Here is a 25,960-nt window from a genome sequence, read left to right on the forward strand (position 1 = left end):
AGTTGCCTCGCCGTAGGGAAAACAGTAGATTCCTTTTGCCAAATTTCCAACAATGAAGACAAACTCGAGAGCAACGGACGCTGATGACGTCATCCGTGTCGCCGTTATCGATGACGACGATGAGATGCGAAAAGGGATCCGAATGATCATCGACCAGGCGGAAGGCTTTGCCTGTGCCGATTATACAAGCGGATCGACCTTTCTTGAGACCTTTGATGAAAACCCGCCCGATGTCGTGCTGATGGACATCGGCATGCCCGACAAGTCGGGCATTGAATGGGTTGAGATCCTCAAAGAACGCTATCCGCATATCCAGTGCCTGATGCTGACCGTCCACAGTGACGAAGAGAAGATATTCCAATCACTACGAGCGGGAGCGGTGGGTTATCTGCTCAAGACGACAACACCCGAGAAGCTTCTCACGTCCATCAAGGAAACGTACGCGGGCGGAGCGCCGATGTCGGGAGAAGTCGCACGGAAAGTATTGACATATTTTCAGCAGCCAAAGCCATCAACGGTCTTCTCCACGCTGTCTCAGCGGGAACTCGACGTTCTTCTCGCGTTAACGGAAGGATATACATACAAGGTCATTGCAGATAAGTTATTTGTCAGCGTGAATACCGTCCGCTTTCATCTCCGCAATATTTATGCAAAGCTCCATGTTCGATCCCGCACCGAAGCGGTGGCAAAAGCATTAAAAAACAAGGCCCTCTAATGCACCGGTATCGATGTGTTCTTTCTGCCCCTCAACAGCCTCAACCTGACCTCCATCACAATAATCACCGGTTGTAAGAAAACTACATAGATATGTAGTTGTAACACCTTCCGGTATATGGTATTTTTCCTATACGTTCATCCCCGTAGAATATTGCCGGCCCCAAGCCGCAAGTTGTCGCCATATCCGAGTCAGAAAGAGATTTTAGCGCTTTCCAATGATGGATCGCTCGATCCGATTCGATGCATTCATTGGAAGAATAGATTCCAAGAAAGTTTAGGCAGGTAATAAAGAGGTAGCTCATATCAACCATATGGAGGGATCAGATCCATGAAGAACCTTTTCCGTTTTCTGTTTGCGCTCCTTTCGCTATTCTGGGGCTTCAGCTCTGTGTTTGCCCAGTGGGCCAGCGATCCGTCTAAGAACACTCCTGTCGACACTGGTGGCCATACGGCAGCTGATGTGGTAATGTTGAAAGACGGCAACGGAGGAGCTTTCATCGTTTGGGATGATCTGCGCGAGGGAGATAAGAATCCAAAGATTTTCGCCCAACATCTGGATAAGAATGGCTATGCGGTGTGGGCTGCCAACGGCGTGGAAATCTCTCCCCCCGGCCTCATTCAGGCCCATCCTCAGGCAGCCGCGGTTGGAGACGGCGGAATTATTGTCTCGTGGGAGGAGGACTACAGAGATTCCGCGCTCGGAAGCGCCGCTCCGGCGATTTTTGCCCAGCGTATCAGTGTTCACGGTACGCGAATGTGGAGAGATTCTGCCTTGCAGATCGCAGGTCCGCTTCCCTTTCAGCTCTTCTATCCACTCGGCGTAACGACTGCGTGTACTTCGGACGGTTCTGGAGGCGCCTACGTTGCCTGGGCTAATCTTTACAGCGGGTTTCAGAATCTGGTCATCTCCCGGATTGACAGCTCGGGCAACATCCGGTGGTCATCCTCGGCAATGAACGGCTTTAGCGGCGGTGCCTTGCCGGTCGGTGGCTATGACGATTTGCGGCTTTTGCAGAACGGAACCTCCGGCGTAATCATTGCGTGGACCGATGTGCGAAACGCTTTCTCAACTGGAATTTCCCTGTTCGCGCAACGACTCGACAGCGCCGGTAATCGTCGTTGGGATACGACGGGGGTTGCCCTCGCGCCGAAGCCTTCGTTCCTGCAAGAGCAAGCAAACGAAGTGATCGCCTCTGATAATGCTGGCGGCGTCATCTATGCCTGGGAACAATCGCAAAGCGGATCATCCCCCCATGGATATGCAGGTCGTGTCAATGCGTCCGGAGCGCTCACCTGGATTTCGCCTTCAGATTCACTCGGAGTTATGGCGGACTCCAATAAATCGACCGGCCAGGAAAATTTATCGTTAATTCCGGACGGAAGCGGCTCAGTCCTTCTGACGTGGTCAGATGGCGAGAACTATGCGTATGTTCAGAAAATTGCCTCCGACGGATCGTTGCCGTGGGGAGGGAACCCTCATGCTTTCGCTGCAAACACCAGCGCTGAAGTGTTGACGACAGACGGCAGCGGAGGCGCGATCGTGGCCTGGAGTCAAGGCCTGCAAAACGGCGTCAACATTTTTGCTCAACGGGTGAATAGCAGTGGGCAGCCCGTGTGGTCGAACGCTACCAACAACAATGAGGGCAATCCCGTTTCTACCACCCCCTCCACGTTCCAGACGAAACCTGTCATCGTCTCCGATGATGCGGGAGGAGCGATCGTGGCTTGGTACGATCTCCGCGCCTCGTCATTCGGCGGACCGGCCGATATTTATGCCCAGCACGTATCGAGCAGCGGCAGCGTGACGAAAGTAAATCCACACGCCTCGGCCGTGGCGACCGAATTTTCTCTCCAGCAAAACTATCCTAACCCGTTTAATCCCTCGACGCAGATTCAATTTTCCGTTCCCTCTGACGGGCGAGCGGTATTGAAGGTCTTCAACATTCTCGGACAGGAAGTTGCAACATTGTTTGATGGAGCTGCAACGGCCGGGGAATCCCATCAAGTGACGTTTGATGCTTCGCGGTTAGCCAGCGGAATATATTTTTCGCGGCTGGAATTTGGCGGGAAGATGCAGATCAGGAAGATGTTGCTCCTGAAATAGAGCAATTTCGTGGAATCGCATTGGCAGGAAAAGAGAAGGCTGTTCATCCGATTGAACAGCCTTTTTCCTTTTTCAAAGCTGCATGATGATCTTTGAAAGGAGGGAAGAAAAGTTGTGCTTCACCTTATTTGCTACCTCCCGCACTTCATCATGGTTGAGGGTGCTGGGAGCAAGTCCGGTAGCCAGGTTTGTGATGCAGGAGATGCCGAGCACTTCCATTCCGTAACTCGACGCGAGAATCACCTCCGGCACCGTCGACATTCCAACCGCATCGACTCCCCATGAGGCCATCATCCTGATCTCGGCGGCGGATTCGTACGACGGCCCTTTCGTCCAGCAATAAATCCCTTCCTTCACAGGAATATTGTGTTCAGAGGCTACTTTCCTGGCGAGAGCGATGAGATTCGGGCTAAATTCCGGGCGGGAAATTCTTGCCTTCTCATTTGCACGCGAAATAAGCGGGTTTTCAAACGATAGATTGACGTAATCGCTGATGATCATAAGGTCGCCGGGGATGAAGCTCGCATTCACTCCTCCGGCCGCATTCGTGACCACAAGCGTTTTTGTTCCCAACCTCCGAGCCACTTCGATCGGATAAACGACGATGTCGGTGTCGTTGCTCTCATAGAAATGAATTCTTCCCTGAAAGACCAGGAGGCCGGCAGAAGAGTTCTCGGCCGATTTGAGTTTTCCAAAAAGGAGCCTGCCTGCGTGTCCTTCAACGGAAGAAACCGGATAGTAGGGAATGTCTTTTGTTTCGAGAGAAATCTTCTCGGTGAGGAGATCTCCGAAATCGCCAAGGCCGGAGCCGAGAATGACGCTGATCGGGGGGAGGGTGCCTACTTTTGCCTTAATGTATTCAACCGAAGCTGCAATGTGCTCATTGTAATCTCTATTCATAGATGCAGCGGTTTATTCTGAACGTTTTTTTTGCGGTCAAGAACAATGCCCGCTTCAATCTTTCGGCGGTTCGAAGCAGTTGCGGCACCGCGCCTCGTACACATCTTTGGCTCCGACAACAACGCGTTCGTGAGACTCGGAAGTGCGCTGGGTCCGGTCGGCAGGATTTCCGCACACAACGCAGATTGCAAGAGTTTTCGTAATGTACTCCGCCACAGCAAGAAGCTGCGGCATCGGTTCGAATGGCTTGCCGCGGTAATCCTGGTCGAGCCCCGCCACGATCACGCGCTTTCCGGCATTCGCGAGACGTTCGCACACATCGACGATGGTCGGAGCAAAGAACTGCCCTTCGTCGATGCCGATCACTTGAGCGTCGGCAGACTGTTTCAATATTTCCTCGGGCGTATCGACGACTGTCGAAACGAGCGACTGTTCGCTGTGCGACACGATATGGCTGGAGCTGTAGCGATTATCGATGCGCGGCTTGAAGATCATGACCTTTTGCCGGGCGATCTGTGCGCGGCGCATGCGGCGGATCAGCTCTTCGGTCTTTCCGCTGAACATGCATCCGGCGATGACTTCGATCCATCCGGTATTTTTCGGTGAAGAATGAGGGGCGTCTTCCATGAGAAAAAATATTCTGATATATGGCTGCTGAATTGTGGAAAAATATAGAAAAATGAGGACGGAAATGCAAGGAATGATTGAGAGCCGACCTGCAACGGGAAATGAGAAAGAAATTATTGAAGCGTGATCTTCGTGATCTCCGGCGGGCAGTTGACTCTGAACGGAACACCGACGGTTCCGATTCCGCGCGTGACGTACATTTGTGAATTTCCCAGCTTGTAGAGTCCCCAGACATATTTGGAGAAGAGCGCTGCAGGACAAACGATCAAATTTCCAACCTTGGCAAAGACAATTTGGCCGCCATGGGTATGACCGGCGAGGGTAAGGTCGATGTTATGATCCGCGAACGATTCAAGGTAATACGGTTTATGGCAAAGCAGGATCCTCGGGTTTGGATTCTGGACGGAGGATAACGCTGTGTGAAGATATTTTTCCGGCGTTCCTTCGATGGGTATATCGTCGACTCCAACAAGGTTGATGAACGAATTTCCCTTCGTAATTCTAACGGCATCATTCCGCAAAAGCTTGATCCCGCATCCGTCCACTTCCTTCGCAACGACGTCGACATTGGCGTAATAGTCGTGGTTCCCCAGGCAGCCGAAGACACCATATGGGGCGTGAAGAGAGGAAAATGCTTCAACGAAAGGATAGACCTCTTCAGTTTGGCTGTTAACAAAATCCCCCGGGACAAAAATGACATCGGTCTTAAGCCCGTTGAGTGCGGCGACATAATCATCCATTTCCGGTTTCGTCATGAATGCGCTGGAATGAATGTCGCTCATCAAACCGATAGTGAATCCCTTGAATTCATCCGGCAAATTCTGGATCCGAACCGTCCGCTCAATGATGTCGTAATCATTCCGGTCGATGATGCCCTTGGTCGCTCCGGCAAAAGAATATCCCGACAGGGCAATAGCTCCGGTTCTCAGGAAGGTCCGCCGCGATCCATCGAATCTCTGGAACTTCTGTGTGGATTTCATGACAATAATTTTTTCTTTCACGGGGGCGAACATTTTCCCTACATGCAACAGGGCCGTGAACGGCATTCGAAGAATTCGTACAATCGATAGGACCACGAAGAGAAAAAACGTCGCTCCTTGCCACACGTAAATCGGGTAAGCTATGCCGTAGAAGAACCAATGCGGCAGTTCATTCGTGAATGAGTGGATGAAGAGAAGAGGAAGGAACGCGAGATTGAAAAACCCGAAGACGTACGGCACTGCTTTTGCGAACCAGCGGGGGGCCGTTGAAAAGCTCTTAACGAACCTTTCTGTTTTCCTATACAGAAACCATTGGATAGTAAAAATTAAGATCGGAAAGATGACTCGAAAGAAAAAATAAAGGGGTGTTCCGCTCATTGTCGACCGCAATTGTGCAAGGAACTGGTTTTCTTTATCATTTTAATATAATAAAATTACGCAAATTTTCCCTCGCATAAACGTAGGGACCAGCGTTTAGAATGATAACAAGTGTGGTGAAGGTTTGGTTTCGTTAAAAATTCTCCTTGATTCTTGGCATTTCTTTGGCTATTTTTATAGAGTTTAAGTACCCGCACTGCGGGGTTTTTTTATTTTGGAGGATTTCGAGATATGTATACCTTTTTCATCGCAATTGAGATCATCGTTTGTGTCCTTTTGATCGGCGTTATTCTGATGCAAAATAGCAAAGGGGGAGGGTTGGCGGGAGCGTTCGGAGGGGGCAATTTTGGAACGGTCTTCGGAGTTCGCAGGACCGCCGATTTCCTGACCCGGGCGACGACAATATTGGCGACGACGTTCATAGTTCTCGCGCTCATCATCAACCTCTTTTTCTTGCCAGGGAAAAGCGCCTCCTCAAAAGAAAGCGTGATTCAGAGCGGGCAAACTTCGGTTCCTCCTGCGCAGCTTCCTCCGCAAAGCCAGCCGGCGCCGGTCAGCGCTCCTGCAAAGTAAAACTGCGTAGCGTCATTTGCACCCATGGCTCAATTGGTAGAGCAACTGACTCTTAATCAGTGGGTTCCAGGTTCGAGTCCTGGTGGGTGCACTGAAAATCCCCCAGAGTAAATCAAGGAGGTGGTTTCTGGTCTACTTACGGTAATCAGATATCAGCGTAGATTTCAGTTTCCCCCGGTGCTTTTCCCCGCGGTTTTGTTTCACCGCTCCCGCGAAGAACCTTTCCGTCATTTCTACTTGTTCGGCTCCAGGTCCTGCTTCAGATATCGCTCCATGATTCGCTTCATGAATTCTTCTTTATTGATCGTCATGAGGATTTCGGCGTTCGGCGGTCGTGTACTGTCGATCATGGTGTACCCTGCATCGTCAACATGGATATGAGCTTTCCGGCTCGTGAAAAGTTCCGGCCAGAGGACGTAGCCAACTGCAACCACATCGTACAAAGTAGGGTCGGCGTTTGCAAAGCTCTCGTACAACCAGAGAGAATATAGCCCGCACAGCGCATTTGTCAAAGGCGATTGGCGCATAAGCAGTCTGTTCCGGTTTGCTTCATTCAACTTCACAAATGTCGTCACATCCAGCCCCGCGAACGTTTTCTTTGCATCCGCTGCGACAAACGCTTTCGAGGCCTCGATGTCGGCCCTTACATTCCACTCGGCATCCGGTATCGGCCCGCCGTTGTATCCCATGTAAAACGAGCCAAACATCGAGACAATTTGTTTGGCAAGTTTCAGCGCACTTTTATCCTTCTTAATGACCTCTTTGATGTTGCAGACAGGGCCTACGGTGAAGAGAACAACTTCGTTGGGATACTTTTTCAGACTGGAGATGATGAAATCTGCCGCGTTCATATTCGACGGGGCTACTTTGTCAAATCCATCGGACCAATAGAATTGATTGGAGCGTCCGGCAATTTCCTTGTCGACGCCGACTATTCCGGGGGTTGGAGCGCCGACGAAAACCGGAATAGAGTCTTTCCCGGCTTCATATAGAAGCTTGCAAAGAGTTCTTGCACGCAGCGGCGTGTTGCCATGGTCGACAACGAAGCCAAGGACATCGAATTCCGGGCTGTTGAGGATAAGCGCGACGGCAAAAGCGTCGTCGATGTCTCCGCCGATATCGCAGTCGAAAATTATTTTTTGCTTTTCTTTTCCCGATACAAAAAGAGGAATAAAAAAAATGCTCAAGAGAAAGAGTGTCTTTTTCATTTTGATGTCCTGTTGTTCAATATCTTTCAGGGAGCGACCAGATCGACGCTGAAGGTAGCGGAAGGGGATATAAGAAGCAACAATAAAAAACCCGGTGTTGGGGGGAACACCGGGCTTGACCCTTTCAAGGTGCAACAATGAGGGGAGGCATCGTTGCACAGGTCAAAATGAAATTAGGAAAATGAAAAACCACTGTCAAGCAGGCGCAATGCGCGATTAACTATATTGCAAGAGAGTATTCGGCGACACTAACATCCGTTCTACATCTAGAACATTAAAGGTGAGGAAAAACGTTCCGCTGCGAACGCAGAATTTGCTCGGCGGGTTTAACATATCTCGCTCGCGGATCTGGCTCATTTTCAACAAACCCATGGCAGGATTGGGCAAAATCGACCTCACGAGGGCCTGTAGGCCCATCGCAAGCGGTTTGCAATACCTAGTTTCTCCTTGACAAAACTAATTTTTCTTTTATATTACAGCAGATTAGGAGATAGTTTGCAAGAAGTATTTAAATTGATTGCGGTAATTACTTCTAAAATGTAGTGCTGTTTCTTGGGATGCGCTGTAGGCGTTGTTTAATTCTTTTCCAATCACAATGAGCAGACAAACATCATGCAATCGCGGCGCAATTATCTTCTGGTAGCATTATTGTTCGTCTTTGCAGTCTCCTTTCTCTCCTACACAAGTAAAGCCCAGCAGCAACCGCCAACTCAAGATTCTCAGTCAGAAACAAAAGGGGTATCGATTGAGAACTCGAAGCTTATCTCTATTTTCCCAAAATTTGATATTGCGCTTGATACCGCGCTGTCTTCAATGACACCGGTTCTGAGGGAAGTCAGTCCAAGCATCAGAACGCTGCTCCTTTACAAGACAAAAGTCCGGTGGCCGTTCAAGGAAGAATTGTCGTATTCAGAGATCCAGTTTCTCTCGAGCTATTTTGAGGGGAAATTAAAAAATGCTTTGACCAAAGACCACCGTTTCGCTACAGTGGGCGCACAGGATTTGAAAACGCTTTCGTTCAAAGCAACCGACAGCACGCTCCAGGTGAAGAACACCTACACCGAGGATGAAATTCGCACCTATGCGAAAGCCCACAATGTCGACGGTATAGTCTCAACCGACGTGTTGGTTTCATCCAACCAGATCATCATGTTTGTGAATATCAACGACCTGAACGGCATCACGGTCTGGAGCAAAGAGTTGAAGGCCGACTATCGTGTGCTCCCTTCGGATGCGGGGGCGGAGCTTGCCGCTGAATATGCGTTGAAGCGAAAAACGGGGCTTATTGAAAATTACCTCACGTTTGGCTTCAATCTAGGGTCCTCGTATACGCTTGGCGTCAAAGACAGCGGGAACAACGTCGGTTATTATTCTGTCGGCTACCGGCTGAACGAGATGGCGACCATTCTGAACTTCCTGAAGTTCTATCTTGACGGCCGTTTAATGGGAACCTCTAAATACGGGTTGATGGGAATCATCGCTATGCCGGGATTTTCGTTCGAGATCATTGGGAACGATCAAATCGGTCCGGGAATTTTGATGCTCGACGTGGCGGGAGGGTTCAACATTTCCTTCAAGAACAGCGGCATCGCAGAGTCGTACTACGGAGGACTGTCGCTGCGGCTGAGCCGCAACATCGGCATTACCGGTTTCTACAACATGATCTCCATCAACAAGACCTTCGACCATTCGGATGTTGCCGGACCGCTCTACGGTATCCAAGTGAATTTTGTTCTGTGATGAACATGCTCATCGAGGATAGTTTATGAAAAGAGTTTTAGGTGTCTCATTAATGGTATGGTCTTTAGCGCTGGGTGCCGCGGCTCAGGAAAATTATAGCGCACCGTCCGATTCGGCATCGAAGAGCGCGGCGAAAGTTCAGCCGGCCTCTTCCAAGGAGACCGGAACTCCATCCGCTCCCGCTTCGGTCAAACTGAATACACCGACGCTCAACATGGATGTCCTGCTCGACCTCTACAATAAGGACATCGACTTCACGATCGATTATTCGGGACAAGGGCTTCGGAAGAACGTCCAAGGAGGAAATGAGGAAGAAGAACAGCCAAAGCAAACTCCTGCACGAAAGAAGAGCACGAACGGCGCGGCCGATGAATTGCTGAAGCCTCAAAAGGAAGATCTCGCATCGGACATTCAGGACATCGTCGACACCTCGAACGTCAAAAAGAAACAGCCGCGGCAGGGGACGTACACAAAGGACGATGCCGATTACAACAGGGCGCTCAACAGTCTTCAGGAAGCGCAGACACTTTTCTCCGAGCGCCGGTATGCACAGGCGCTCGCTGAAATCAATAAATCAGTGGATGCCGCGCCGAACATGGCGCTTGCGTACGCCGTACGCGGATCGATTTACTACATGCTTCGGCAGTTCCCCGAGGCGAAGCAGAGTTGGGAAAAAGCTCTCGAGCTCGACCCGTCGATGGACAATGTGCGGGCCATACTTTATCGGATGTAATTAACTGAAAGGCCACGTATGAATTCAACTTTTATCGGTTATGTCCTTTTTGCTATTGCTGCGTATGTGCTTTTGATCATCGGCGCAGAGTCGGAGACGGTCGATGCTCTGCAGAAGGGATATGTTCCGGAATCGCTCATTCATTATATCCACATCCCCGGCATCATCTTCGTTTTTTTCGGCGTCAGCTCTTCGATGATGATCAGCTACAATTTCCGGGAGTTGTTTGGAGCCGCGCGTGCTCTCTATTTTGTGTACATACGAAACAGGATCAATTTCCTGGTCTATCTCGAGACCATCAAGGATATTGCCCAATACTCCAACACACACGACATTGAATCCCTCGAGGATTATGCCAATCAGATAAAGTATCCTTTTTTGCGCGACGGCGTTCTTATGCTTGTCAACGGCTATAAGAAGGAAGAGATCAAAGAGATCCTCGATGCCAGGATTGATAACGAGGCACAGCGTGAATCGACGGATGTCAACGTCTTCCGGGCGGCAGCCCGTTATTCCCCGGGCTACGGCATGCTTGGCACGACGGTGGGTCTGATCCAGATGTTCTCGACAAAGATCGATGCTGCAGCGGGCTTCGGCCCGATTCTGCAGGCATTGGCCGTCGCCTTTACGACGACGCTGTACGGCTTGTTTCTGTCCAACTTTATCTTCGCGCCGTTCGCCGATAAGATCGAGAAACGGACCGATGAGGAGGCCCTCCTGAAAAGCATGATCGTTGAAGGCCTTTGTCTGATCAAGGACAAGAGACATCCGGTCTTCATTCAGGACAAGCTTTCGTCGTATATCCCGCAGAGCCGCGCATTGTCGGTGCCGTCAGTATCGCAGCTTTCACCCGAAGGCGGAGCGTAGGCGTATGAGACGACGCGACAGAAAAAAGTCGGAAGAACAGCACTGGCAAGTCAGCTATATCGACTTGTTGACGGCGATGCTTGCATCGTTTACGCTGCTGTTATCGCTGTCGATTCCCGACCAGTCGAAACTCGACAGCCTGGCTTCATCCGTCACCGAAGCCGCGAAACAGCAAGCAAACCTTGGAACGCTGTCGAGAGAGCTGATGACCACGATCGAAAAGAACTCCTCGTTGAAAGGACAGGTCAACGTCGTGATGACCGACGCCGGCATCGAGCTGAGGTTCGGCAGCAATCTGCTGTTCCCCCCCGGGAAAGCTGCGCTGCGGCCGGAAGGATACGACGCTATTTTCAGCATCGGAAAGATCCTGGGCTATTTCGTCAAGGCTCGCAACGCATTTATATCGGTGGAAGGGCATACCGACGATACGCCATTGCGGAGCACCGTGGAATTCCGGTCGAACTGGGAGTTATCGTCTGCCCGAGCAACGGAAGTGGTTCACTACCTCCAGGACACGGTAGCGATCGAAGGGAAGCGCCTGTCGAGTACCGGCTTTGCCGATGCACGTCCTCAAAACAAAGAAAAAGACCCTGTGACCGGACAGTTTACCGAGAAAGCCCGGAACGACAACCGCCGAGTTGTCATTCGGATTTACTACCACAACGACGTTTAAAGACGAAATTGCTATTTCAAAACATCCTGGAACACATATGAAAACTCGATTGACAAAGATTATCCTTCTGCTTGCGGTGGTAGCGCAGGCGAAGTTGTTTGCCGTCGACCTTGAGCTTGAGAAGAAAAAAATGGAACGGGATCTGGAGGACCGCATCTCAATGGAGATCCGCCGGTACTTCTCGGACCTCAATTTTCTCGTGACCGCGGAAGTGACGCTCGTCGATCTTTCGACGCCGGCAAAGTCCAAGGGAGACAACAGAGATTTCCTTCTTCCCGGCGTTTCAGGATTCCAGGCGCAGCCGCAGACATCGGACGAAGTTGAAAAGCCGCAGTTCGGCGTCGAGTCGATCGTCGTTAAGATGCTCATCGATAAGAATCGAACCCCTGAAGAGAAAGACCTGCTGACGAACATCGCGTTCTACACCGGCAAGTTGAACAAGGTCCGGGGCGATCGGGTCGACCTCCAGGAGATGTCGTTCCCGGCCAGCACATTGCAGATTCAGCGCGAACAGCAGAAGGCCGAACAGGAAAAACAGATACAGCAGCTCGAAAAAGAAAAGCAGGACGCAGAATTGCGTGCAGGGGAAAAATCCTCGAACGATCTTACGCCGGCAAAGCCGCAGGATTCTTTTTTTAACCCCACAACGCTGCTGTTGATTGCGCTCGGTGTGCTCCTGCTGATTCTTATCGTTGTCCTTCTTTCACGAGGGAAGAAAGAATCTTCCGCGGAAGCGATGATGCAGCAGTCGCCGCAGGCCGAGGAGCTTCCCGCCGTCTCTGCTCAACAGGCCATTGCCGATTCGAACGCAGAATACCAGGAAGCCATAGAGGTCGATAAGGTGAAATCGAACCTCATCGTCTCATGCGCCGGGGAATCAGATCTGACGTCGCACGTCATCAGGGACATGATCGCGGATGCGAATCAAAAAGAGAGGCTGACCGTCATCATCGGTCAACTGGGAAATAACGTCCTGCAGGTGATGCGCGATCATTTTTCCATCGAGGAGATGAAGGCGCTTCAGGCATTGACGCTGGAAAAGCGCGAAAGCACGCCGGCCGAAGCGCGAGAGGCGCTGACGTTCTTCCAGAATCAGCTCGCCGTGAAAAGATTCTCGGAAGCCGGAAATTCGAAGCAGAACCCGTTTGCGTTTCTCGAAAAGTTATCCGAGCCTCAACTGTACCTGCTGATGAAGGACGAACCCCCGGGAATAATCGCCATTATCTTGTCTCAGTTGACGACGCCGATCGCAAGCTCGATGCTGAAGAATTTGCCGTCGATGCAGCAAGGAGAGGTTGCACTGGAGCTTGGAAAACTCCGCCGGCTGACGTCGGACACGTATGTCTCCGTGGCAAAGCAGCTTGCTGCAAAGGCCGCCACGATCCCGGTGATCAACAACGTCCAGGTTCAGGGAACGGACCTCCTTCTCGACATCTTCGATAATATCGATGAATCGGCCGAATCCTCGATCATTGAATTCATTAAAGTGGTGAACCTGGACCTCTACCGCGAGATCACGAGCCAGCGCGTTTCCTTCAACGCGATCAATCAGCTGGATGAAAGGGTTCTTCGTCAGATCGTCAAGGATATCTCCGGCGACGAGATCGCGATCGCCCTAAAGAATGCTCCTCATGAAATTTCCGAGCGGTTCCTCTCGGTGCTTCCTTCAAAGTCAAGGATCATTCTCGAGGACCGGCTGAATTCTATGAAAGCGGTCTCGCCGGACGATGAATTGAAGGCGCGCCGGCGAATTACCCGGATGGTCAGGCAGTATATCAAGGCCGGCGGTGTCCAGGCAGCTTCCCTCGAAACGGGGGAAGAAACCGAAGAAGCACAGGTTCAATGATATTGTGCAGGTTTTGTGCAAGGAGGAGCACTTGTTTCAGGTGCTCCTCTTTTTTTGGGGATTTTTTCCTATTTCAGGATTGTTAAAATAGTAGTGATGAACGATCGCACAGCATATACTCCGCCGGCCCGCTCGCCAGCCTTCAATGAAGAGTTGCTCCTTCTGGAGCAGGGTGATGCGGTCGTCGATTTTTCCGGCCACGGGATTCTTCGGCTTGAAGGAAAAGATTCGCTCGATTTTCTTCACAGAATCTCTACAAATGATCTGAAGGATCTTCGCCCGGGACAATCAGTACAGACGGTGCTCACGACGGAAAAGGGGAGAGTCATCGATTCAATCGTCGTACATCATGCGGGAGACTTTCTCGTGGGGATAACCGGCAGAGGTGCAGGGATGCAGGTCCGGCAATGGCTCGAGAAGTTCATCATTATGGAAGACGTGAAGATTGTTGACCGCACAGGAGATGGCTTCCTCTTTGCTCAAATGAATTCCCCCAGCGCCGATGAGCATTCGTTCGATGCAGACCAAAGAAGCTGCTTCCATTCACCGTATTTCGGCGGGAAAGCGATTTTCTATTATTGGGATGAGGCGATTGAGCCGCCGCCTGTAGTTGATCAATTAGTTGAAAAAAAAGTAAGCCGTGAAGCTTTTGAACTCTATTGTATTGAGCATGGCATCATTCAAAGCGAACCTGAGGTATTGCTTGAATGTAATCCGCTGGAGCTGAACCTGTGGGACCAGGTGAGCTTCACCAAAGGCTGTTACATCGGCCAAGAGGTTGTTGCGCGGCTTGATACGTATAAAAAAGTCCAGCGGACGCTTTGCAGAATTCATGTCGAACCGGAATTCTCTGACGCAACAAAGCATCGACTTTTTTCACAGCAAAAGGAAGTAGGAATTCTGTTGAATAATGGGGTCTTGACAGGCAACGGGGATCATCGGATTGCGCTCGCTGTTATCAGAAAAGAATATGCACTCCTAGGTGCGCGATACTTGGTTGACAACAGCAAGACATCGATCACGATCGGCCGGATATTCGATCACAATGGAAAAATAAATGGAAACAATCACAATAACTGCTGACGGGAAAAAGGAAAAATACGCTGAGCTGTATCCTCAAATTGCGGCGCTCGTCGAAGATGAAAGCGATCTCACGGCAAATATGGCGAACGTCAGCGCGGCTTTGAAATCGACCTTTTCGTCGTATTCATGGGTCGGGTTCTACCGCGTTGTCAACGGAGAGTTGGTGCTCGGGCCGTTTCAGGGGAAAGTCGCCTGCGTCCGGATCAAGATTGGAAGCGGCGTGTGCGGGACGGCGGTCAAAGAAAGGAAAACGATCATCGTTCCCGACGTAGAGAAATTTCCAGGGCATATTGCCTGCGACCCCGAGTCCAAGTCGGAAATTGTTGTTCCTCTCCTTGCCGGAAGCCGGATTTTTGGCGTCATTGACGTGGACAGCAACCACCTCAATTCGTTCGACGGAACAGATAAAGTCCAGCTCGAAAGAATAGCGGAGATCATAACCAAGAAATTCGTTCAATCACCCCAAGGCACCAATTGACGACAGAAAAAAAGAAGCAACAGCGTCCGTTACATGCGTACAAGAATCTTTCGTTCCTGAACAGCAAGGATGCCCGTGCAATAAGGATTCTTTCTGAATTTCTCGAGCCGCTCAGCCGGTTCAAATATTTTGGCGTCAAGGATATCATCGTCTTCTTCGGCTCGGCGAGGATTCAATCCCCAGACGCAGCCCAGAAGAAGCTCTCGGAGGTGACAGCAAGGCTCAAGAAGAAAAAGGTAGAGGTTCTTGAACGGTCGCAAGAGTACCGGAGGGCTGCAAAGTCGCTAGAAATGTCCGCTTACTATGAGGATGCTTTGGAACTTTCATTCCTTCTGACGAAATGGTCCCGGTCGCTAAAAGAGAAGGGACGGTTCGTTGTTTGCACGGGCGGCGGACCGGGAATTATGGAGGCTGCCAATCGAGGGGCTTCACGGGCGAAGGGGCGCTCAATCGGCCTGAATATCGGCTTGCCGTTTGAACAATTGCCCAATCCCTACATTTCTCCGGAGTTGAACTTTGAATTCCATTACTTTTTCATGCGCAAATACTGGTTCATGTATTTAGGTAAAGCACTGGTCGCCTTCCCGGGAGGGTTCGGAACGCTCGATGAACTTATGGAGCTTCTGACCCTGCTCCAGACTAATAAGATCAAGAAAAAAATGACCGTGATACTTTATGGAAGGGAATATTGGGAGCATGTGATAAATTTTTCATATCTTGAGGAATGCGGGATGATCGGCAAAGACGATATTGAGTTGTTCAGGTTTGCCGACTCTCCGAAGGAAGCGTTTGGCCTATTGAAAGAAGGTCTGAATAAAAATTATCCAGAAAATTCAATTTGGTGAATGAAACGACTTGAAAAAATAGATCTAACTCGAGTTAAATCACTGATTTATCTGTTAGATGATGAAGATGAATCGATATATTTTTCAGCCAAGGATCATTTGCTTCAGTCCGGAGAACAGGTCTTGCCAGTCCTGGAGAGTTACCTTCAAACTGACGATTCGTTGATGCAGAAGAGGCTGCGGGAGATCTTTGACGAGATCTCTCTGAATGCTTTTAAGGAGCAGTTGCGCCGGTTCTGCGCAAAACACAAGGATGATCTTGATCTCGAAGAAGGAGCATTCTTGATCGCGAAACACGCTTTCCCGAGTGTGGATATGAGGGTGTACGCCGACCTTCTCAATTTTTTTGCAGCTGAGCTTCAGCCCCGTTTGGATCCGTCCGAGCAGCCTGAAGAGCTTGCCGTCAAGATCGGCGCTTATTTTTCGCATGAAAAAGGGTTCAGCGGCAATGAGTCGGATTACTACAATACTGAAAATCATTACATCAACAAGGTGATCGAGACGAAGCGGGGAGTCCCTATCACGCTTTCGGTGATCTATATGCTCGTTCTGCGCCGATTGAATTTTCCCGTCGAAGGCATTGGAATGCCGGGGCACTTCATTGTCAGGTACAATTTTGGAAACAAGTCGCTGCTCGCAGACCCTTTTAATGGCGGAAAAATCCTCTCGATCGACGATTGTAAAAAAAGTTTAGGTAAACTAGGCTATACTTTTCAGAAAGAATATCTTGAGCCCGTTTCAAGCAGACAAATTCTTGAACGAATGTTGCGTAATTTAGTGTTGGTATTCGATAAAGAAAATCAGACCGCAAAAATGCAATCCCTCTTGCAGTGTATTGATATTCTTCACAGGAATGTTTAGATTTGCTATGAGGGGGTGAATGGTTTCGACGGGGTAGAAGATGGTTAGACATAAGCATACCGTGCTCTCCGAGTCGCACGTAAATAAAGCGGAACCAACTTAAGTGCAGACTACAACTACGCACTCGCTGCTTAACTAAACCTTAAGCTGCGCATCTTCATAAGGCCCTACCTGACTGGTTTTATGCAAGGTGTCGACTTTAGTCGGGCGTGCTAATGCCAACGCTGGAGAGGTATTAGTGAAGTTCTATCCCAGATAGCTTTGAGAGTGATGAGTTCGTCCGTCAACTCACGGCGAATGGTTCACGAGATGAACTGAGTATGGAGAAGGTCTAATGGTCATCACTCCGGACCGGGGTTCGAATCCCCGCACCTCCACGAGAGTTTTCAGAACCGTATTAGCGCATCCGATGGATCAGCAGAGTATCCGTCATATTGATTTTATGAAAATGTCCGGAGCAGGAAATGATTTTGTCGTTGTGGACAACCGCAGCGGCATTGTTTCTGCTCCCGACGTCTTTGCACAGCAGGTATGCGACCGAAGAAGAGGTATCGGCGCAGACGGACTGTTATTGCTTGAACCAAGTGCAAAGGCAGATTTCCTGATGAAGTATTACAACGCAGACGGAAGCTACGGGGGCATGTGCGGCAACGGCGGTCGGTGCATCAGCCGGTACGCATACCTAAAGCATCTTGTCGTTAAGCCCGAGATCAGGTTCGAGGCCTTGGAACATATTTATGCCGCTTCAGTTTTGCACGACCGGGTAAGACTTGAGATGAAAGACCCCACGGACTTTCGCATGGATCAAGACGTTGAAGTGGCCGGCCGTCTGGTTCATTTTCATTTTGTGAATTCGGGTTCTCCGCATTGCGTTATTTTTCTTGAAGAGAACAGGAGCCTGGGACCCGATCTCGATAGTGTCGATGTTCAGGCAATCGGGAAAGAAATCCGATACCACAGATCTTTCTCTCCCGCCGGTACCAACGTGAATTTTATTGAGAAAAATATTTCAGGAGCTTATGTAATAAGAACTTATGAGAGGGGAGTTGAAGCAGAGACTTTAGCTTGCGGGACCGGCTCTGTTGCGGCGGCCCTGATTATTCATGAGGTCAAAAATGCGCCAGCTCCCGTTTCACTTCAAGTTCGGAGTGGCGAATCGTTGGAAATCGGCTTCCAAAAGAACGGGGACCGAAAGTACCACGAAGTGTCATTGAGCGGCAGCGCTCATGTTGTCTTTAGTGGGAAAATATCTTATGAATTCTCTTCTCAATCCATCGTCGACTTCGATTAGTGCTCCCGACCTATCTCATTCTTAACCCTCGTTCAGGCCGCGGACGAAGTGAGGAACTGATCCCGTCCATTCGCGACCATTTTAAGGCAAAGAACATTCCGTTTGACCTACACGTTACGATGTGCCAGGGTGATGCTACGAAGGTCGCTGCTGAGATGAGCAAGCATTATCCAATTTTTGTAGCGGCCGGCGGCGACGGAACAGTGAACGAAGTGGTCAACGGCATCGCAGGGACAGATTGTGCACTCGGCATATTGCCCCTCGGGTCCGGGAACGATTTCGCAAGGACACTCGCTTATTCTAAACGATTAAGCAACTCGTTACAATCAATTACGAGACAATCGATTAAAACGATTGATCTCGGTTATATTGAAGTAGTAAATTCGTCCGGACGAACAACGGAGAAGTTCTTTATCAATTCTGTCGGAATTGGATTAGATGCACAGGTTGCACATGAAGCGGGACGAATTTCTTGGGTCCGCGGTCTTGCAAAGTACGGTATAGCTGCGATAAAGGTGTTGGCTAGTTACAAAGCGGAAGCTTCAACGGCAATCAGTCCCGAATTCGAGAGCACGGGAAAACATCTGCTGATATCGATAGGCAACGGCAAAAGCTCCGGGGGCGGGTTTTTTCTGACGCCGGATGCGATCCTCGACGATGGAATGTTGGATGTTTGCCTCGCGAAGAACCTTTCTATGTCAGAGATTTTAAGAATTTTTCCTTTTGTGCTCATTGGAAGGCATGGCAGGTTTGGGAAGATCGAGCTCAAGAGGACAAAAAAACTCTCAGTTGCATCAAACACGGATCTGCCGGTTCATGTGGATGGTGAGGTCTTAGGATTAGATATACGAGAAGTGAGACTGGAAGTAAAGGCTGCCGCAATCAAAGTCCTGGTTCCTTAGGCTCCCAATAACACATATTACGATATAATATGTGTTATGTAAAGTTATCCTTTTCCTGAACAAATCATTTTGCTTTCTTGCCGCCGTCCATTATTTCTCCAATCGAATCAAAATAAGTCGTCTCGGTGCCCTTCCTGCTCAGACTAATTTTCGCACCAATTCGAATCTGCTGATCTGCGGTCACTTTTCCAATGTGCGTGAATGCTATCTGATTTCTTACGCAAGCCCTTTCTATAGCAGCTCTATGCAGAGGATTTGCAGAAATGACTATTCGGCTTTGTTCTTCCCCAAACAGCAGGAAGTCTTCACGCAGTTGATGTTGCGGGATGATCACGTGACATCCAATGGTTTGACGCGGGCTTGTGATCACGGCCTCGATCAAACTGATCGCGAGCCCCCCCTCAGAAATGTCATGTGCCGACTGTATGAGGCCGGATTCGATAAGCTGAAGGATGCAATCATGCAGTCTTTTCTCTTCGTCAATGTCGAAGTATGGCGCATTATTGCCAATATTGCCGAAGATCTCTTTCAGATATTCGCTTCCATTAATGTCTCCCCGCATTGGTCCCAGCAGAATAACATCATCGTCGGCGTCATTGAACGCGCTTGTTGTAACACGGTTCTCGCCCTCGATTAGGCCGACCATGCCGATCACAGGCGTTGGATAGATTGCTCCCAGCGGATTCTCATTATAGAAGCTCACGTTACCGCCCGTCACCGGCGTTTGAAAAGTCCTGCATGCGATTGCGATCCCTTCGACAGCTTCTTTGAACTGCCAGTAAGATTCAGGTTTGTATGGATTCCCGAAGTTCAGACAATTGGTAATGCCGAGCGGCTTGCCTCCGGAACAAACTACATTCCTGGCAGCCTCTGCTACCGCAATTTCTGCTCCAAGCTTAGGGTTTAAGTACACGTACCGTGCATTACAATCGGTCTTCATTGCAAGGAACTTATCGGTCCCATCGATCCTTATAACCGCGGCGTCAGAACTCGGCCCAACCCGTGTTCCCGTCCGCACCATTGAATCGTACTGCTCATAGACCCAGCGCTTGCTGGCGATGTTCGGGCTGCCGAGCAACTTCAGAGCGACGGCATTCAGGTCTTGAGGTTCATGGATGGAATCAAATATTGACTCGGCTGGGCTTTCAATATAGCCGGGCTTTTTTGTTTCACGTTGATAGACCGGAGCACCGCCGCCGAGCACCAACGATTCAGCTGGAACTTGTGCTTTCAATTCCCCCTTATGAAAAATTGATACAAGTCCGTCATCAGTCACCTCGCCGATCACGACCGAGTGAAGGTCCCACTTGTCAAATATTTCGTGCACCTTTTCTTCGTATCCGCGTTTGACCACGAGCAACATTCGTTCCTGCGATTCCGACAACATTATCTGGTATGCCGACATATCCGTTTCGCGCACGGGAACCTTGTCGAGGTCGATCCGCATCCCCGACTTTCCTTTTGCGCTCATCTCAGTCGTTGAACAGGTAATTCCGGCAGCGCCCATATCTTGTATGCCCACAAGCAAGTCAGCCCGGATCGCTTCAAGCGTTGCCTCGAGCAAAAGCTTCTCGGTGAACGGATCGCCGACCTGGACAGAGGGGCGCTTGCTCTCCGATGCCTCGGAAATTTCTTCTGAAGCAAACGTAGCGCCATGAATTCCGTCCTTGCCCGTCGATGAGCCGACAATCATGACCGGATTGCCGACGCCCTTAGAGATTGCGGATGCCACTTCAGCGTGTTTTACGATCCCAACCGCCATTGCATTCACCAGGGGGTTTCCCTGATAACTTTTGTCGAAGTAAACTTCACCGGCCACCGTCGGCACGCCGAAACTATTACCATAATCCCCTATTCCTTTGACGACTCCGCGAAATAATTGTCTGGCTTGCTCGTCTGATAACTCACCGAACCTCAGGGAATTAAGAGAGGCAATCGGGCGTGCTCCCATAGTAAAGATATCTCGCATAATGCCGCCGACGCCTGTTGCCGCTCCCTGATAAGGCTCAACGGCAGATGGATGATTGTGGCTTTCAATCTTGAATGCAACGGCGAGTCCGTCACCGATGTCAACCAGCCCGGCGTTCTCTTCTCCAGCGCTCACGAGCAGCCGGCCTCCAGATCGCGGGAGTGTTTTCAAGAGTGCGATGGAATTTTTGTAGCTGCAGTGTTCACTCCACATGACACTGTAGATGCCAAGTTCAGTGTAGGAAGGAGTTCGACCGAGTAGATTAATAATTTTCTGGAACTCTTCTTCTGTGAGTCCATGCTGAAGAGCTACATCCTTGGTTACGACCGGTTCCTGATGTAAAACTGTACCCATGTTGCTCAATGACCTTTATTCAATGATGAGAAGTAGTGCCCCTTTATCTACAACTTGCCTGTCTGTGACGAGAACCTTTTTGACTATCCCACCATGAGCTGACCTTATCTCATTCTCCATTTTCATAGCTTCGAGGATCAAAAGTCCGTCGCCCAGCGATATTTTCATTCCTTCCTTAACTTCGCAGCGAACTACCATTCCGGGCATCGGCGACCGTACTTCGATCTGTGAATGAGTCTTCTGAGCATGATTATTTCCAAACCCAGGGGATTTTTTAGTAGAAGGTTCAATGTCTAAGATGTATTTTTTTTGATTGATTAGCACCGAGTATTGTAAATTATTTCTAGATATCAGTCCCCTGAACAGTTTTCCGCCGATCGATACGGTGCAACAGCCAGCGGCAGCGCTGAGGACTTCAGCTTGACATTCCTTGTCATCGAGCGCGAGCGAACCGTCGGTCCCAAAGGTCCAACTGTATTTCCTGCCGTTGACAACAGTGGTGACATTCGCCATTTATAGCTCTTCGTATCTTAGGGTTTTCCATTTACTTGGAGCAAGCATCCGATTTCCAATGCCGGGCGTTGCTTCGCCAGAGGATGAATGATAATCAAATGCTGCAATGTATGAGGCAGCCAATTCTTCCTCGTTCGTGCGAGGCTCTTCGGCCGGCCGAAAGTGCTTTTCGACGAACCGGATGTCGTAGTCCCCCTTCATGAAGGCCGGATGTTTCACCACAAATGAGCAAAACGGAATCGTTGTGCTTACTCCGGAGAGAACGTACTCCGAAAGAGCCCTATCAAGTCGTCTAATAGCTTCCTTCCGGTCAGACCCCCAGACGATGAGTTTTGCAAGAAGCGGGTCGTAAAAGTGAGGGACAGTTGTTCCCCTCATCACACCGGAATCGTTCCTGATTCCATATCCTCCGCTGGGAGCATATTCTTCAATCGTGCCGGTCGACGGAAGAAAGTTCTCGAACGGATCCTCCGCACATATTCTGCACTCAATGGCGTGTCCCCGCGGGACGAGTTCTTCCTGCCTAAACGGCAGCGATTCCCCTTCTGCGATCCGGATCTGAGTTTTCACCAAATCGATTCCATAGACGAGCTCAGTAACCGGATGTTCAACTTGAAGACGCGTATTTATTTCTAGAAAATAGAATGAGTTATCTGAATCCACTAAAAATTCCACTGTGCCAGCATTAACATATCCAGCACTCCGAGCAGCAGCAACAGCAGCGTCTCCCATTGCTGACCTCAATGAGTCGGACAGCCGAGAGCTCGGACACTCTTCGACGAGTTTTTGGTGTCTTCTCTGGATTGAGCATTCCCTCTCTCCTAAGTGGACGATATTACCGTGCATGTCCGCCAGAATTTGAATCTCTACGTGGCGCGGATTAGATAGGTATTTTTCGATGAAAACATCGCCGCTATTAAAGGCCTTGGATGATTCAGACTGTGCTTGCAGCAAAGCTTGCTCGAGATCCTCTTCCCGGTCGACTTTCCGCATCCCTTTTCCTCCGCCACCGTGCACCGCTTTGAGGAGCACCGGGTATCCGATCTCTTTAGCGGCCTTACTCGCTTCCCTGCTGTTTTTTACGGCTGTCGTGGTTCCTGGGACGATCGGAACTCCCGCTTCCTTCATGAGATTCCGTGCCGACGTTTTGCCGCCGAGCGCTTTCATTGCTGAAGCTGGCGGCCCGATAAAGGTCAGGCCGCTGGCAATCACGGCGCGAGCGAACTCGGAATTCTCTGACAGAAAACCATATCCAGGATGAACCGCATCGCAGTTTGCTTTTGCAGCGATGGCTAGTATCTTCTCAATATTTAAGTACGTCTCGTTGGAAGGGTTCCCGCAGAGCGGGTATGCTTCGGTTGCATTCAAAACATGGGGAGCACTTCTATCGACGTCCGAAAAGATCGCCACAGTCGCGATCCCCATTTCCGAGGCAGACCGGTGGATCCGTATGGCAATTTCCCCTCTGTTGGCGATGAGAATTTTTCTTATTGTTTTCACCTTCATTCGCTTTTCAGATCAACGACCGTGACCCCCATTCCCCCTTCGTTCCACTCGCCGAAGTGGTGCGACTTGATCCTCGAATCGGCCTTTAGGAAGGACGCAATCTTCTTGCGAAGAGCACCTGACCCTTTGCCATGAATAATATCGATCCGATGTAAGCCAGTAACCACCGCATTATCAATAAATTTATCTACTGCTTGTAAAGCTTCTTCACCGTACAAACCTCGGACGTCGATCTCCCGTTTTGCCTCTCCGCCAAGAAAAATCGGGGTGAATGATTGGGGCTTCGTTGCTGGCTTCTTGATCGGGATGACATCATTTACATGAATTTTTAATTTCAGGCTGTCGAAGGCAACTTGCAACACGCCATTGGCATCCGGAGGCTGCAGCACCTCACCGATCTGAGAGTTAGATTTCAGCTTGACGACGGAACCCTTCGATAGTGTTTTGCCTTCCTCGAACTCCGGAGCATCCGAATGGATCTCATGCAATGACGTCTCCACGGCGCGAATTTCATCGTTGAGCATTTTCAGTTCGCGTTTGCTTTCGACGATCGATCCCTTGTCTGCCTGATGCTGCCTGATCTCTTTGATTGAATTCTCGATGATCGAATTCGCTTTGGAAGTAATTTCTTTTGCTTCCTCCACCGCCTTCAGCTTTATCAGCCGTATTTCCTCTTTCAAGCCTTTTAGTTTAGATTCGTAATTATCCACTAACTGGTTGTATTTTAGTTTCTCCAGATCAAGTTCCGCAAGTTCTTTCGAGAGCATTTGTGACCGGCTCTCCAGGTCGACGACCAGTTTTTCGAGGCGAGACTTTTGCTCTCCTGCCATTTTTTCCGCTTCAGAAATCAACGGAGGAGGAACTCCCAACCGCCGGGCTATTTCAAGGGCATAGCTGCTTCCGGGAACCCCAAACCTGAAGTTAAACGTCGGAGTGAGGGTTGTTTGATCGAACTCCATCGCAGCGTTTTCCATCCCTTCGGTTTCATGCGCAAACGCCTTCAGCGCGACCTGGTGCGTCGTCGCAATAGTGAAAGCCCCGGCCTTCGTGAGTTGTGAAAGGATGACGGCTGCCAATGCCCCCCCCTCGGCCGGATCGGTTCCCGCTCCTATTTCATCGATAAGGATCAAGCTGTGATCGTCGGCAGCGCCGAGGACGTTGCGGAGCATGGTGACATGAGAGCTGAACGTACTGAGGTCGTTTTCAATGGATTGGTCGTCCCCGATGTCAACATAAAGCTTTTCAAACAAAGGAAATTCAGATTCAGGTGAAGCGGGGATGTGAAGGCCGGATTGCAGCATTAGTACGAGCATTCCCACGGTTTTCATCGCCACGCTCTTTCCGCCGGCGTTGGGGCCGGTGATCAGTAAAGTAGTATAGCCGTTTCCAATCTCAAGAGACAAAGGAACGATTCTCTCACGGGGATGGTGTAAAAGGAGAATCGGGTGTCTCCCTTCGACTATTTTTAGCGATCCAATTTCTTTTAGGAATGGCTTATTTCCTTTTATTTCAGTGGAGTATTTGGCTTTAGCATAGGTTAAATCTAGAAGACTTAAAGTGTCAAGGCTTTTTAAGATCTCGGAAGCGGCTTCGCGCACTTGGAGCGTCAGCTGGCGGAGGATCTTCTCTATCTCGCGTTGTTCTCTAAAATGGAGCTCTCGAATCTCATTATTGAGGGATAAGGTTTCGGCCGGCTCGATGAAAACGGTCGAACCGGACGCCGATGAGCTATGGATGAATCCGGGAACGCTGTGCTTCTGTTCTGCCTTGACGGGAATGACCATCCTTCCATCGCGCGTTGTAATAATATCTTCCTGGGTAAGGCCTTGCTCGGAAGTATTCTTTAAGATCTTTTCCAGCTGTTTCTTCAGCACAGCATACAAGGAAACCAGGTCGCTTCGAATAGCTCTCAATTCTTTACTTGCTGAATCTTTGATATTTCCGTTCTCATCAATGGCTTGAGTGATGTTGTATTCAAGCACTTTATTGGTGACAATCTCGTCGGAGAAAGAAGATAGTTCGGAGTATGACTCTTTCCTTTTCTGGATGAATGACTTAATATTGCGAGAAGCAAGGAGAGTCAAAGCGATCGGATAGAGGTCTGAAGGAGGAAGTACGCTGTTTTCAACGCTGGCGCGTTGGAGAGGTTCGCGGATGTCCCGCAACCCGTCGATCGGAAACGGATCATCGCTTGCGAGCAATCTTTTCATCTCATCGACGCGATTCAGTTCCCGTGCAACTACAACCATATTGCCGGTCGGGACGATGTGCTCCGCCGCATGCCTTCCCAGATCGGATGAAGCATAGGCTGCCACGCGGCCGAGTATTTTCTTAAATTCGAGTTTTTCGGCAGCGGCCTGAAATTCGGTCATTGACTTGGCGGTGCCGATCTATGGGGGGAGAGTTTCTTCACCGAATGTATTATCTCCTGGTAGAAGTCTTCCGATTCGGGGAACAAGGTATTGACGCTGTCAAAGATTCGGGGGGCTAAGTTTTTCATCGGCTTGTACAGCAACGACTCCGATCGAGTTTCCGCCGAGGGGAATTGCAAATAGATACTTGAGAAGATCAGGATCAAGCTTAGAAAAATCCCCCCCTCGACAAGGCCCATGAGCAGCCCCCCTATCCGGTTCCAGGTTCCTTCGGCGAGTTTCTTGATGGCGATCTTATAGACTATCGCCTGCGCGATCATGATGCCAAGCACAATGATAACGAATGAGAGGGTCGTGCTCACGCCGGAGGAGATTCCGGACGGAACAAGCACCATCTCGCCGAACGACGATGCGTATTTGGTCGCAAGGACAAGGGAGAC

Annotated in this window: 23 protein-coding genes, 1 tRNA gene and 1 other RNA gene; 16 read left to right on the forward strand and 9 right to left on the reverse strand. The window is 49.9% G+C overall.

Features of this window, described 5'->3' with window-relative positions:
• Positions 1 to 52 precede the first annotated feature (52 nt).
• A complete protein-coding gene (locus VMF88_09805) occupies positions 53 to 715 on the forward strand; it encodes a response regulator transcription factor (protein ID HTY11353.1) in 663 nt (220 codons plus the stop codon).
• A 330-nt stretch (positions 716 to 1,045) separates the two neighbouring features.
• A complete protein-coding gene (locus VMF88_09810; GenBank protein HTY11354.1) occupies positions 1,046 to 2,821 on the forward strand; it encodes a T9SS type A sorting domain-containing protein in 1,776 nt (591 codons plus the stop codon).
• Between the two features lie 72 nt (positions 2,822 to 2,893).
• Here the strand turns inward: VMF88_09810 and VMF88_09815 are convergent, their stop codons facing one another.
• The 3 genes from VMF88_09815 to VMF88_09825 all read right to left on the reverse strand — a co-directional run bounded on the left by VMF88_09815 (position 2,894) and on the right by VMF88_09825 (position 5,568).
• Positions 2,894 to 3,721, reverse strand: coding sequence for a purine-nucleoside phosphorylase (locus VMF88_09815; GenBank protein ID HTY11355.1), 828 nt, complete (start codon positions 3,719 to 3,721; stop codon positions 2,894 to 2,896).
• Between the two features lie 54 nt (positions 3,722 to 3,775).
• Positions 3,776 to 4,348 carry a thymidine kinase gene (locus VMF88_09820; protein HTY11356.1) on the reverse strand — a complete coding sequence of 191 codons (573 nt, stop codon included), beginning with the start codon at positions 4,346 to 4,348 and terminating at the stop codon, positions 3,776 to 3,778.
• 113 nt (positions 4,349 to 4,461) lie between these two features.
• Complete coding sequence (locus tag VMF88_09825; GenBank protein HTY11357.1) at positions 4,462 to 5,568, reverse strand: metallophosphoesterase; 1,107 nt, start codon at positions 5,566 to 5,568, stop codon at positions 4,462 to 4,464.
• A 369-nt stretch (positions 5,569 to 5,937) separates the two neighbouring features.
• On the opposite strand from VMF88_09825, the gene secG reads away from it, so the two are divergent.
• A complete protein-coding gene (gene secG / locus VMF88_09830; protein ID HTY11358.1) occupies positions 5,938 to 6,279 on the forward strand; it encodes a preprotein translocase subunit SecG in 342 nt (113 codons plus the stop codon).
• 18 nt (positions 6,280 to 6,297) lie between these two features.
• Positions 6,298 to 6,370 (forward strand) — tRNA-Lys (locus VMF88_09835).
• Positions 6,371 to 6,512: 142 nt separating this feature from the next.
• Here VMF88_09835 and VMF88_09840 read toward each other — a convergent pair.
• Entirely contained in the window at positions 6,513 to 7,487 is a 975-nt protein-coding gene (locus tag VMF88_09840; protein ID HTY11359.1) for a nucleoside hydrolase, read from the reverse strand.
• A gap of 813 nt (positions 7,488 to 8,300) precedes the next feature.
• On the opposite strand from VMF88_09840, the gene VMF88_09845 reads away from it, so the two are divergent.
• The 12 genes from VMF88_09845 (at position 8,301) to VMF88_09900 (ending at position 18,806) form a co-directional block, all read left to right on the forward strand.
• Entirely contained in the window at positions 8,301 to 9,227 is a 927-nt protein-coding gene (locus VMF88_09845) for a hypothetical protein (GenBank protein ID HTY11360.1), read from the forward strand.
• Between the two features lie 25 nt (positions 9,228 to 9,252).
• Positions 9,253 to 9,960: a tetratricopeptide repeat protein gene (locus VMF88_09850; GenBank protein HTY11361.1), complete on the forward strand. Its 708-nt coding sequence runs from the start codon at positions 9,253 to 9,255 to the stop codon at positions 9,958 to 9,960.
• Positions 9,961 to 9,978: 18 nt separating this feature from the next.
• Entirely contained in the window at positions 9,979 to 10,827 is an 849-nt protein-coding gene (locus tag VMF88_09855; GenBank protein ID HTY11362.1) for a MotA/TolQ/ExbB proton channel family protein, read from the forward strand.
• A 4-nt stretch (positions 10,828 to 10,831) separates the two neighbouring features.
• The gene (locus VMF88_09860) at positions 10,832 to 11,500 is read left to right on the forward strand and encodes a flagellar motor protein MotB (GenBank protein HTY11363.1); all 669 of its coding nucleotides are present in this window, start codon (positions 10,832 to 10,834) and stop codon (positions 11,498 to 11,500) included.
• 37 nt (positions 11,501 to 11,537) lie between these two features.
• Positions 11,538 to 13,346: a FliG C-terminal domain-containing protein gene (locus tag VMF88_09865; protein HTY11364.1), complete on the forward strand. Its 1,809-nt coding sequence runs from the start codon at positions 11,538 to 11,540 to the stop codon at positions 13,344 to 13,346.
• Between the two features lie 96 nt (positions 13,347 to 13,442).
• On the forward strand, positions 13,443 to 14,429 hold the full coding sequence (locus tag VMF88_09870; GenBank protein HTY11365.1) for a hypothetical protein: 987 nt from the start codon (positions 13,443 to 13,445) through the stop codon (positions 14,427 to 14,429).
• Positions 14,404 to 14,907 (forward strand): GAF domain-containing protein, encoded by a 504-nt coding sequence (locus tag VMF88_09875; protein ID HTY11366.1) that lies wholly within the window; start codon positions 14,404 to 14,406, stop codon positions 14,905 to 14,907. Before VMF88_09870 ends, VMF88_09875 begins: the two co-directional genes overlap by 26 nt.
• The gene (locus VMF88_09880) at positions 14,904 to 15,752 is read left to right on the forward strand and encodes an LOG family protein (protein ID HTY11367.1); all 849 of its coding nucleotides are present in this window, start codon (positions 14,904 to 14,906) and stop codon (positions 15,750 to 15,752) included. The genes VMF88_09875 and VMF88_09880 overlap by 4 nt, the downstream gene beginning before the upstream one ends.
• Before the next feature lie 123 nt (positions 15,753 to 15,875).
• Positions 15,876 to 16,613 (forward strand): transglutaminase-like domain-containing protein, encoded by a 738-nt coding sequence (locus VMF88_09885; protein ID HTY11368.1) that lies wholly within the window; start codon positions 15,876 to 15,878, stop codon positions 16,611 to 16,613.
• An 11-nt stretch (positions 16,614 to 16,624) separates the two neighbouring features.
• Positions 16,625 to 16,993: a transfer-messenger RNA gene (ssrA, locus tag VMF88_09890) on the forward strand.
• A 62-nt stretch (positions 16,994 to 17,055) separates the two neighbouring features.
• Complete coding sequence (dapF, locus tag VMF88_09895) at positions 17,056 to 17,904, forward strand: diaminopimelate epimerase (protein ID HTY11369.1); 849 nt, start codon at positions 17,056 to 17,058, stop codon at positions 17,902 to 17,904.
• Positions 17,904 to 18,806, forward strand: a complete 903-nt coding sequence (locus VMF88_09900; protein ID HTY11370.1) for a diacylglycerol kinase family protein — start codon at positions 17,904 to 17,906, stop codon at positions 18,804 to 18,806. The genes dapF and VMF88_09900 overlap by 1 nt, the downstream gene beginning before the upstream one ends.
• 64 nt (positions 18,807 to 18,870) lie before the next feature.
• On the opposite strand, the gene purL is transcribed toward VMF88_09900, so the two are convergent.
• The 5 genes from purL to VMF88_09925 form a co-directional block, all read right to left on the reverse strand.
• A complete protein-coding gene (gene purL, locus VMF88_09905; GenBank protein ID HTY11371.1) occupies positions 18,871 to 21,129 on the reverse strand; it encodes a phosphoribosylformylglycinamidine synthase subunit PurL in 2,259 nt (752 codons plus the stop codon).
• Between the two features lie 15 nt (positions 21,130 to 21,144).
• Positions 21,145 to 21,642 carry a biotin/lipoyl-containing protein gene (locus VMF88_09910; protein HTY11372.1) on the reverse strand — a complete coding sequence of 166 codons (498 nt, stop codon included), beginning with the start codon at positions 21,640 to 21,642 and terminating at the stop codon, positions 21,145 to 21,147.
• A complete protein-coding gene (locus VMF88_09915; protein HTY11373.1) occupies positions 21,643 to 23,148 on the reverse strand; it encodes an acetyl-CoA carboxylase biotin carboxylase subunit in 1,506 nt (501 codons plus the stop codon).
• Complete coding sequence (locus VMF88_09920; protein ID HTY11374.1) at positions 23,145 to 25,520, reverse strand: endonuclease MutS2; 2,376 nt, start codon at positions 25,518 to 25,520, stop codon at positions 23,145 to 23,147. The genes VMF88_09915 and VMF88_09920 overlap by 4 nt, the downstream gene beginning before the upstream one ends.
• Positions 25,517 to 25,960 (reverse strand): CvpA family protein (locus VMF88_09925; GenBank protein HTY11375.1); only part of this gene is annotated, 444 nt, incomplete at its 5' end. The genes VMF88_09920 and VMF88_09925, both read right to left, overlap by 4 nt.

The organism is Bacteroidota bacterium, from assembly GCA_035506275.1.
Taxonomy (GTDB): Bacteria; Bacteroidota; Ignavibacteria; order UBA10030; family UBA8401; genus JAGVPT01.

Excerpts from the sequence above, each read along its gene's own strand:
- VMF88_09805 (HTY11353.1), top strand. The coding sequence starts at position 53 with ATGAAGACAAACTCGAGAGCAACGGACGCTGATGACGTCATCCGTGTC.
- VMF88_09810 (HTY11354.1), top strand. The coding sequence starts at position 1,046 with ATGAAGAACCTTTTCCGTTTTCTGTTTGCGCTCCTTTCGCTATTCTGG.
- VMF88_09815 (HTY11355.1), bottom strand. The coding sequence starts at position 3,721 with ATGAATAGAGATTACAATGAGCACATTGCAGCTTCGGTTGAATACATT.
- VMF88_09820 (HTY11356.1), bottom strand. The coding sequence starts at position 4,348 with ATGGAAGACGCCCCTCATTCTTCACCGAAAAATACCGGATGGATCGAA.
- secG (HTY11358.1), top strand. The coding sequence starts at position 5,938 with ATGTATACCTTTTTCATCGCAATTGAGATCATCGTTTGTGTCCTTTTG.
- VMF88_09840 (HTY11359.1), bottom strand. The coding sequence starts at position 7,487 with ATGAAAAAGACACTCTTTCTCTTGAGCATTTTTTTTATTCCTCTTTTT.
- VMF88_09845 (HTY11360.1), top strand. The coding sequence starts at position 8,301 with ATGACACCGGTTCTGAGGGAAGTCAGTCCAAGCATCAGAACGCTGCTC.
- VMF88_09850 (HTY11361.1), top strand. The coding sequence starts at position 9,253 with ATGAAAAGAGTTTTAGGTGTCTCATTAATGGTATGGTCTTTAGCGCTG.
- VMF88_09855 (HTY11362.1), top strand. The coding sequence starts at position 9,979 with ATGAATTCAACTTTTATCGGTTATGTCCTTTTTGCTATTGCTGCGTAT.
- VMF88_09860 (HTY11363.1), top strand. The coding sequence starts at position 10,832 with ATGAGACGACGCGACAGAAAAAAGTCGGAAGAACAGCACTGGCAAGTC.
- VMF88_09865 (HTY11364.1), top strand. The coding sequence starts at position 11,538 with ATGAAAACTCGATTGACAAAGATTATCCTTCTGCTTGCGGTGGTAGCG.
- VMF88_09870 (HTY11365.1), top strand. The coding sequence starts at position 13,443 with ATGAACGATCGCACAGCATATACTCCGCCGGCCCGCTCGCCAGCCTTC.
- VMF88_09875 (HTY11366.1), top strand. The coding sequence starts at position 14,404 with ATGGAAACAATCACAATAACTGCTGACGGGAAAAAGGAAAAATACGCT.
- dapF (HTY11369.1), top strand. The coding sequence starts at position 17,056 with ATGAAAATGTCCGGAGCAGGAAATGATTTTGTCGTTGTGGACAACCGC.
- purL (HTY11371.1), bottom strand. The coding sequence starts at position 21,129 with ATGGGTACAGTTTTACATCAGGAACCGGTCGTAACCAAGGATGTAGCT.
- VMF88_09910 (HTY11372.1), bottom strand. The coding sequence starts at position 21,642 with ATGGCGAATGTCACCACTGTTGTCAACGGCAGGAAATACAGTTGGACC.
- VMF88_09915 (HTY11373.1), bottom strand. The coding sequence starts at position 23,148 with ATGAAGGTGAAAACAATAAGAAAAATTCTCATCGCCAACAGAGGGGAA.
- VMF88_09920 (HTY11374.1), bottom strand. The coding sequence starts at position 25,520 with ATGACCGAATTTCAGGCCGCTGCCGAAAAACTCGAATTTAAGAAAATA.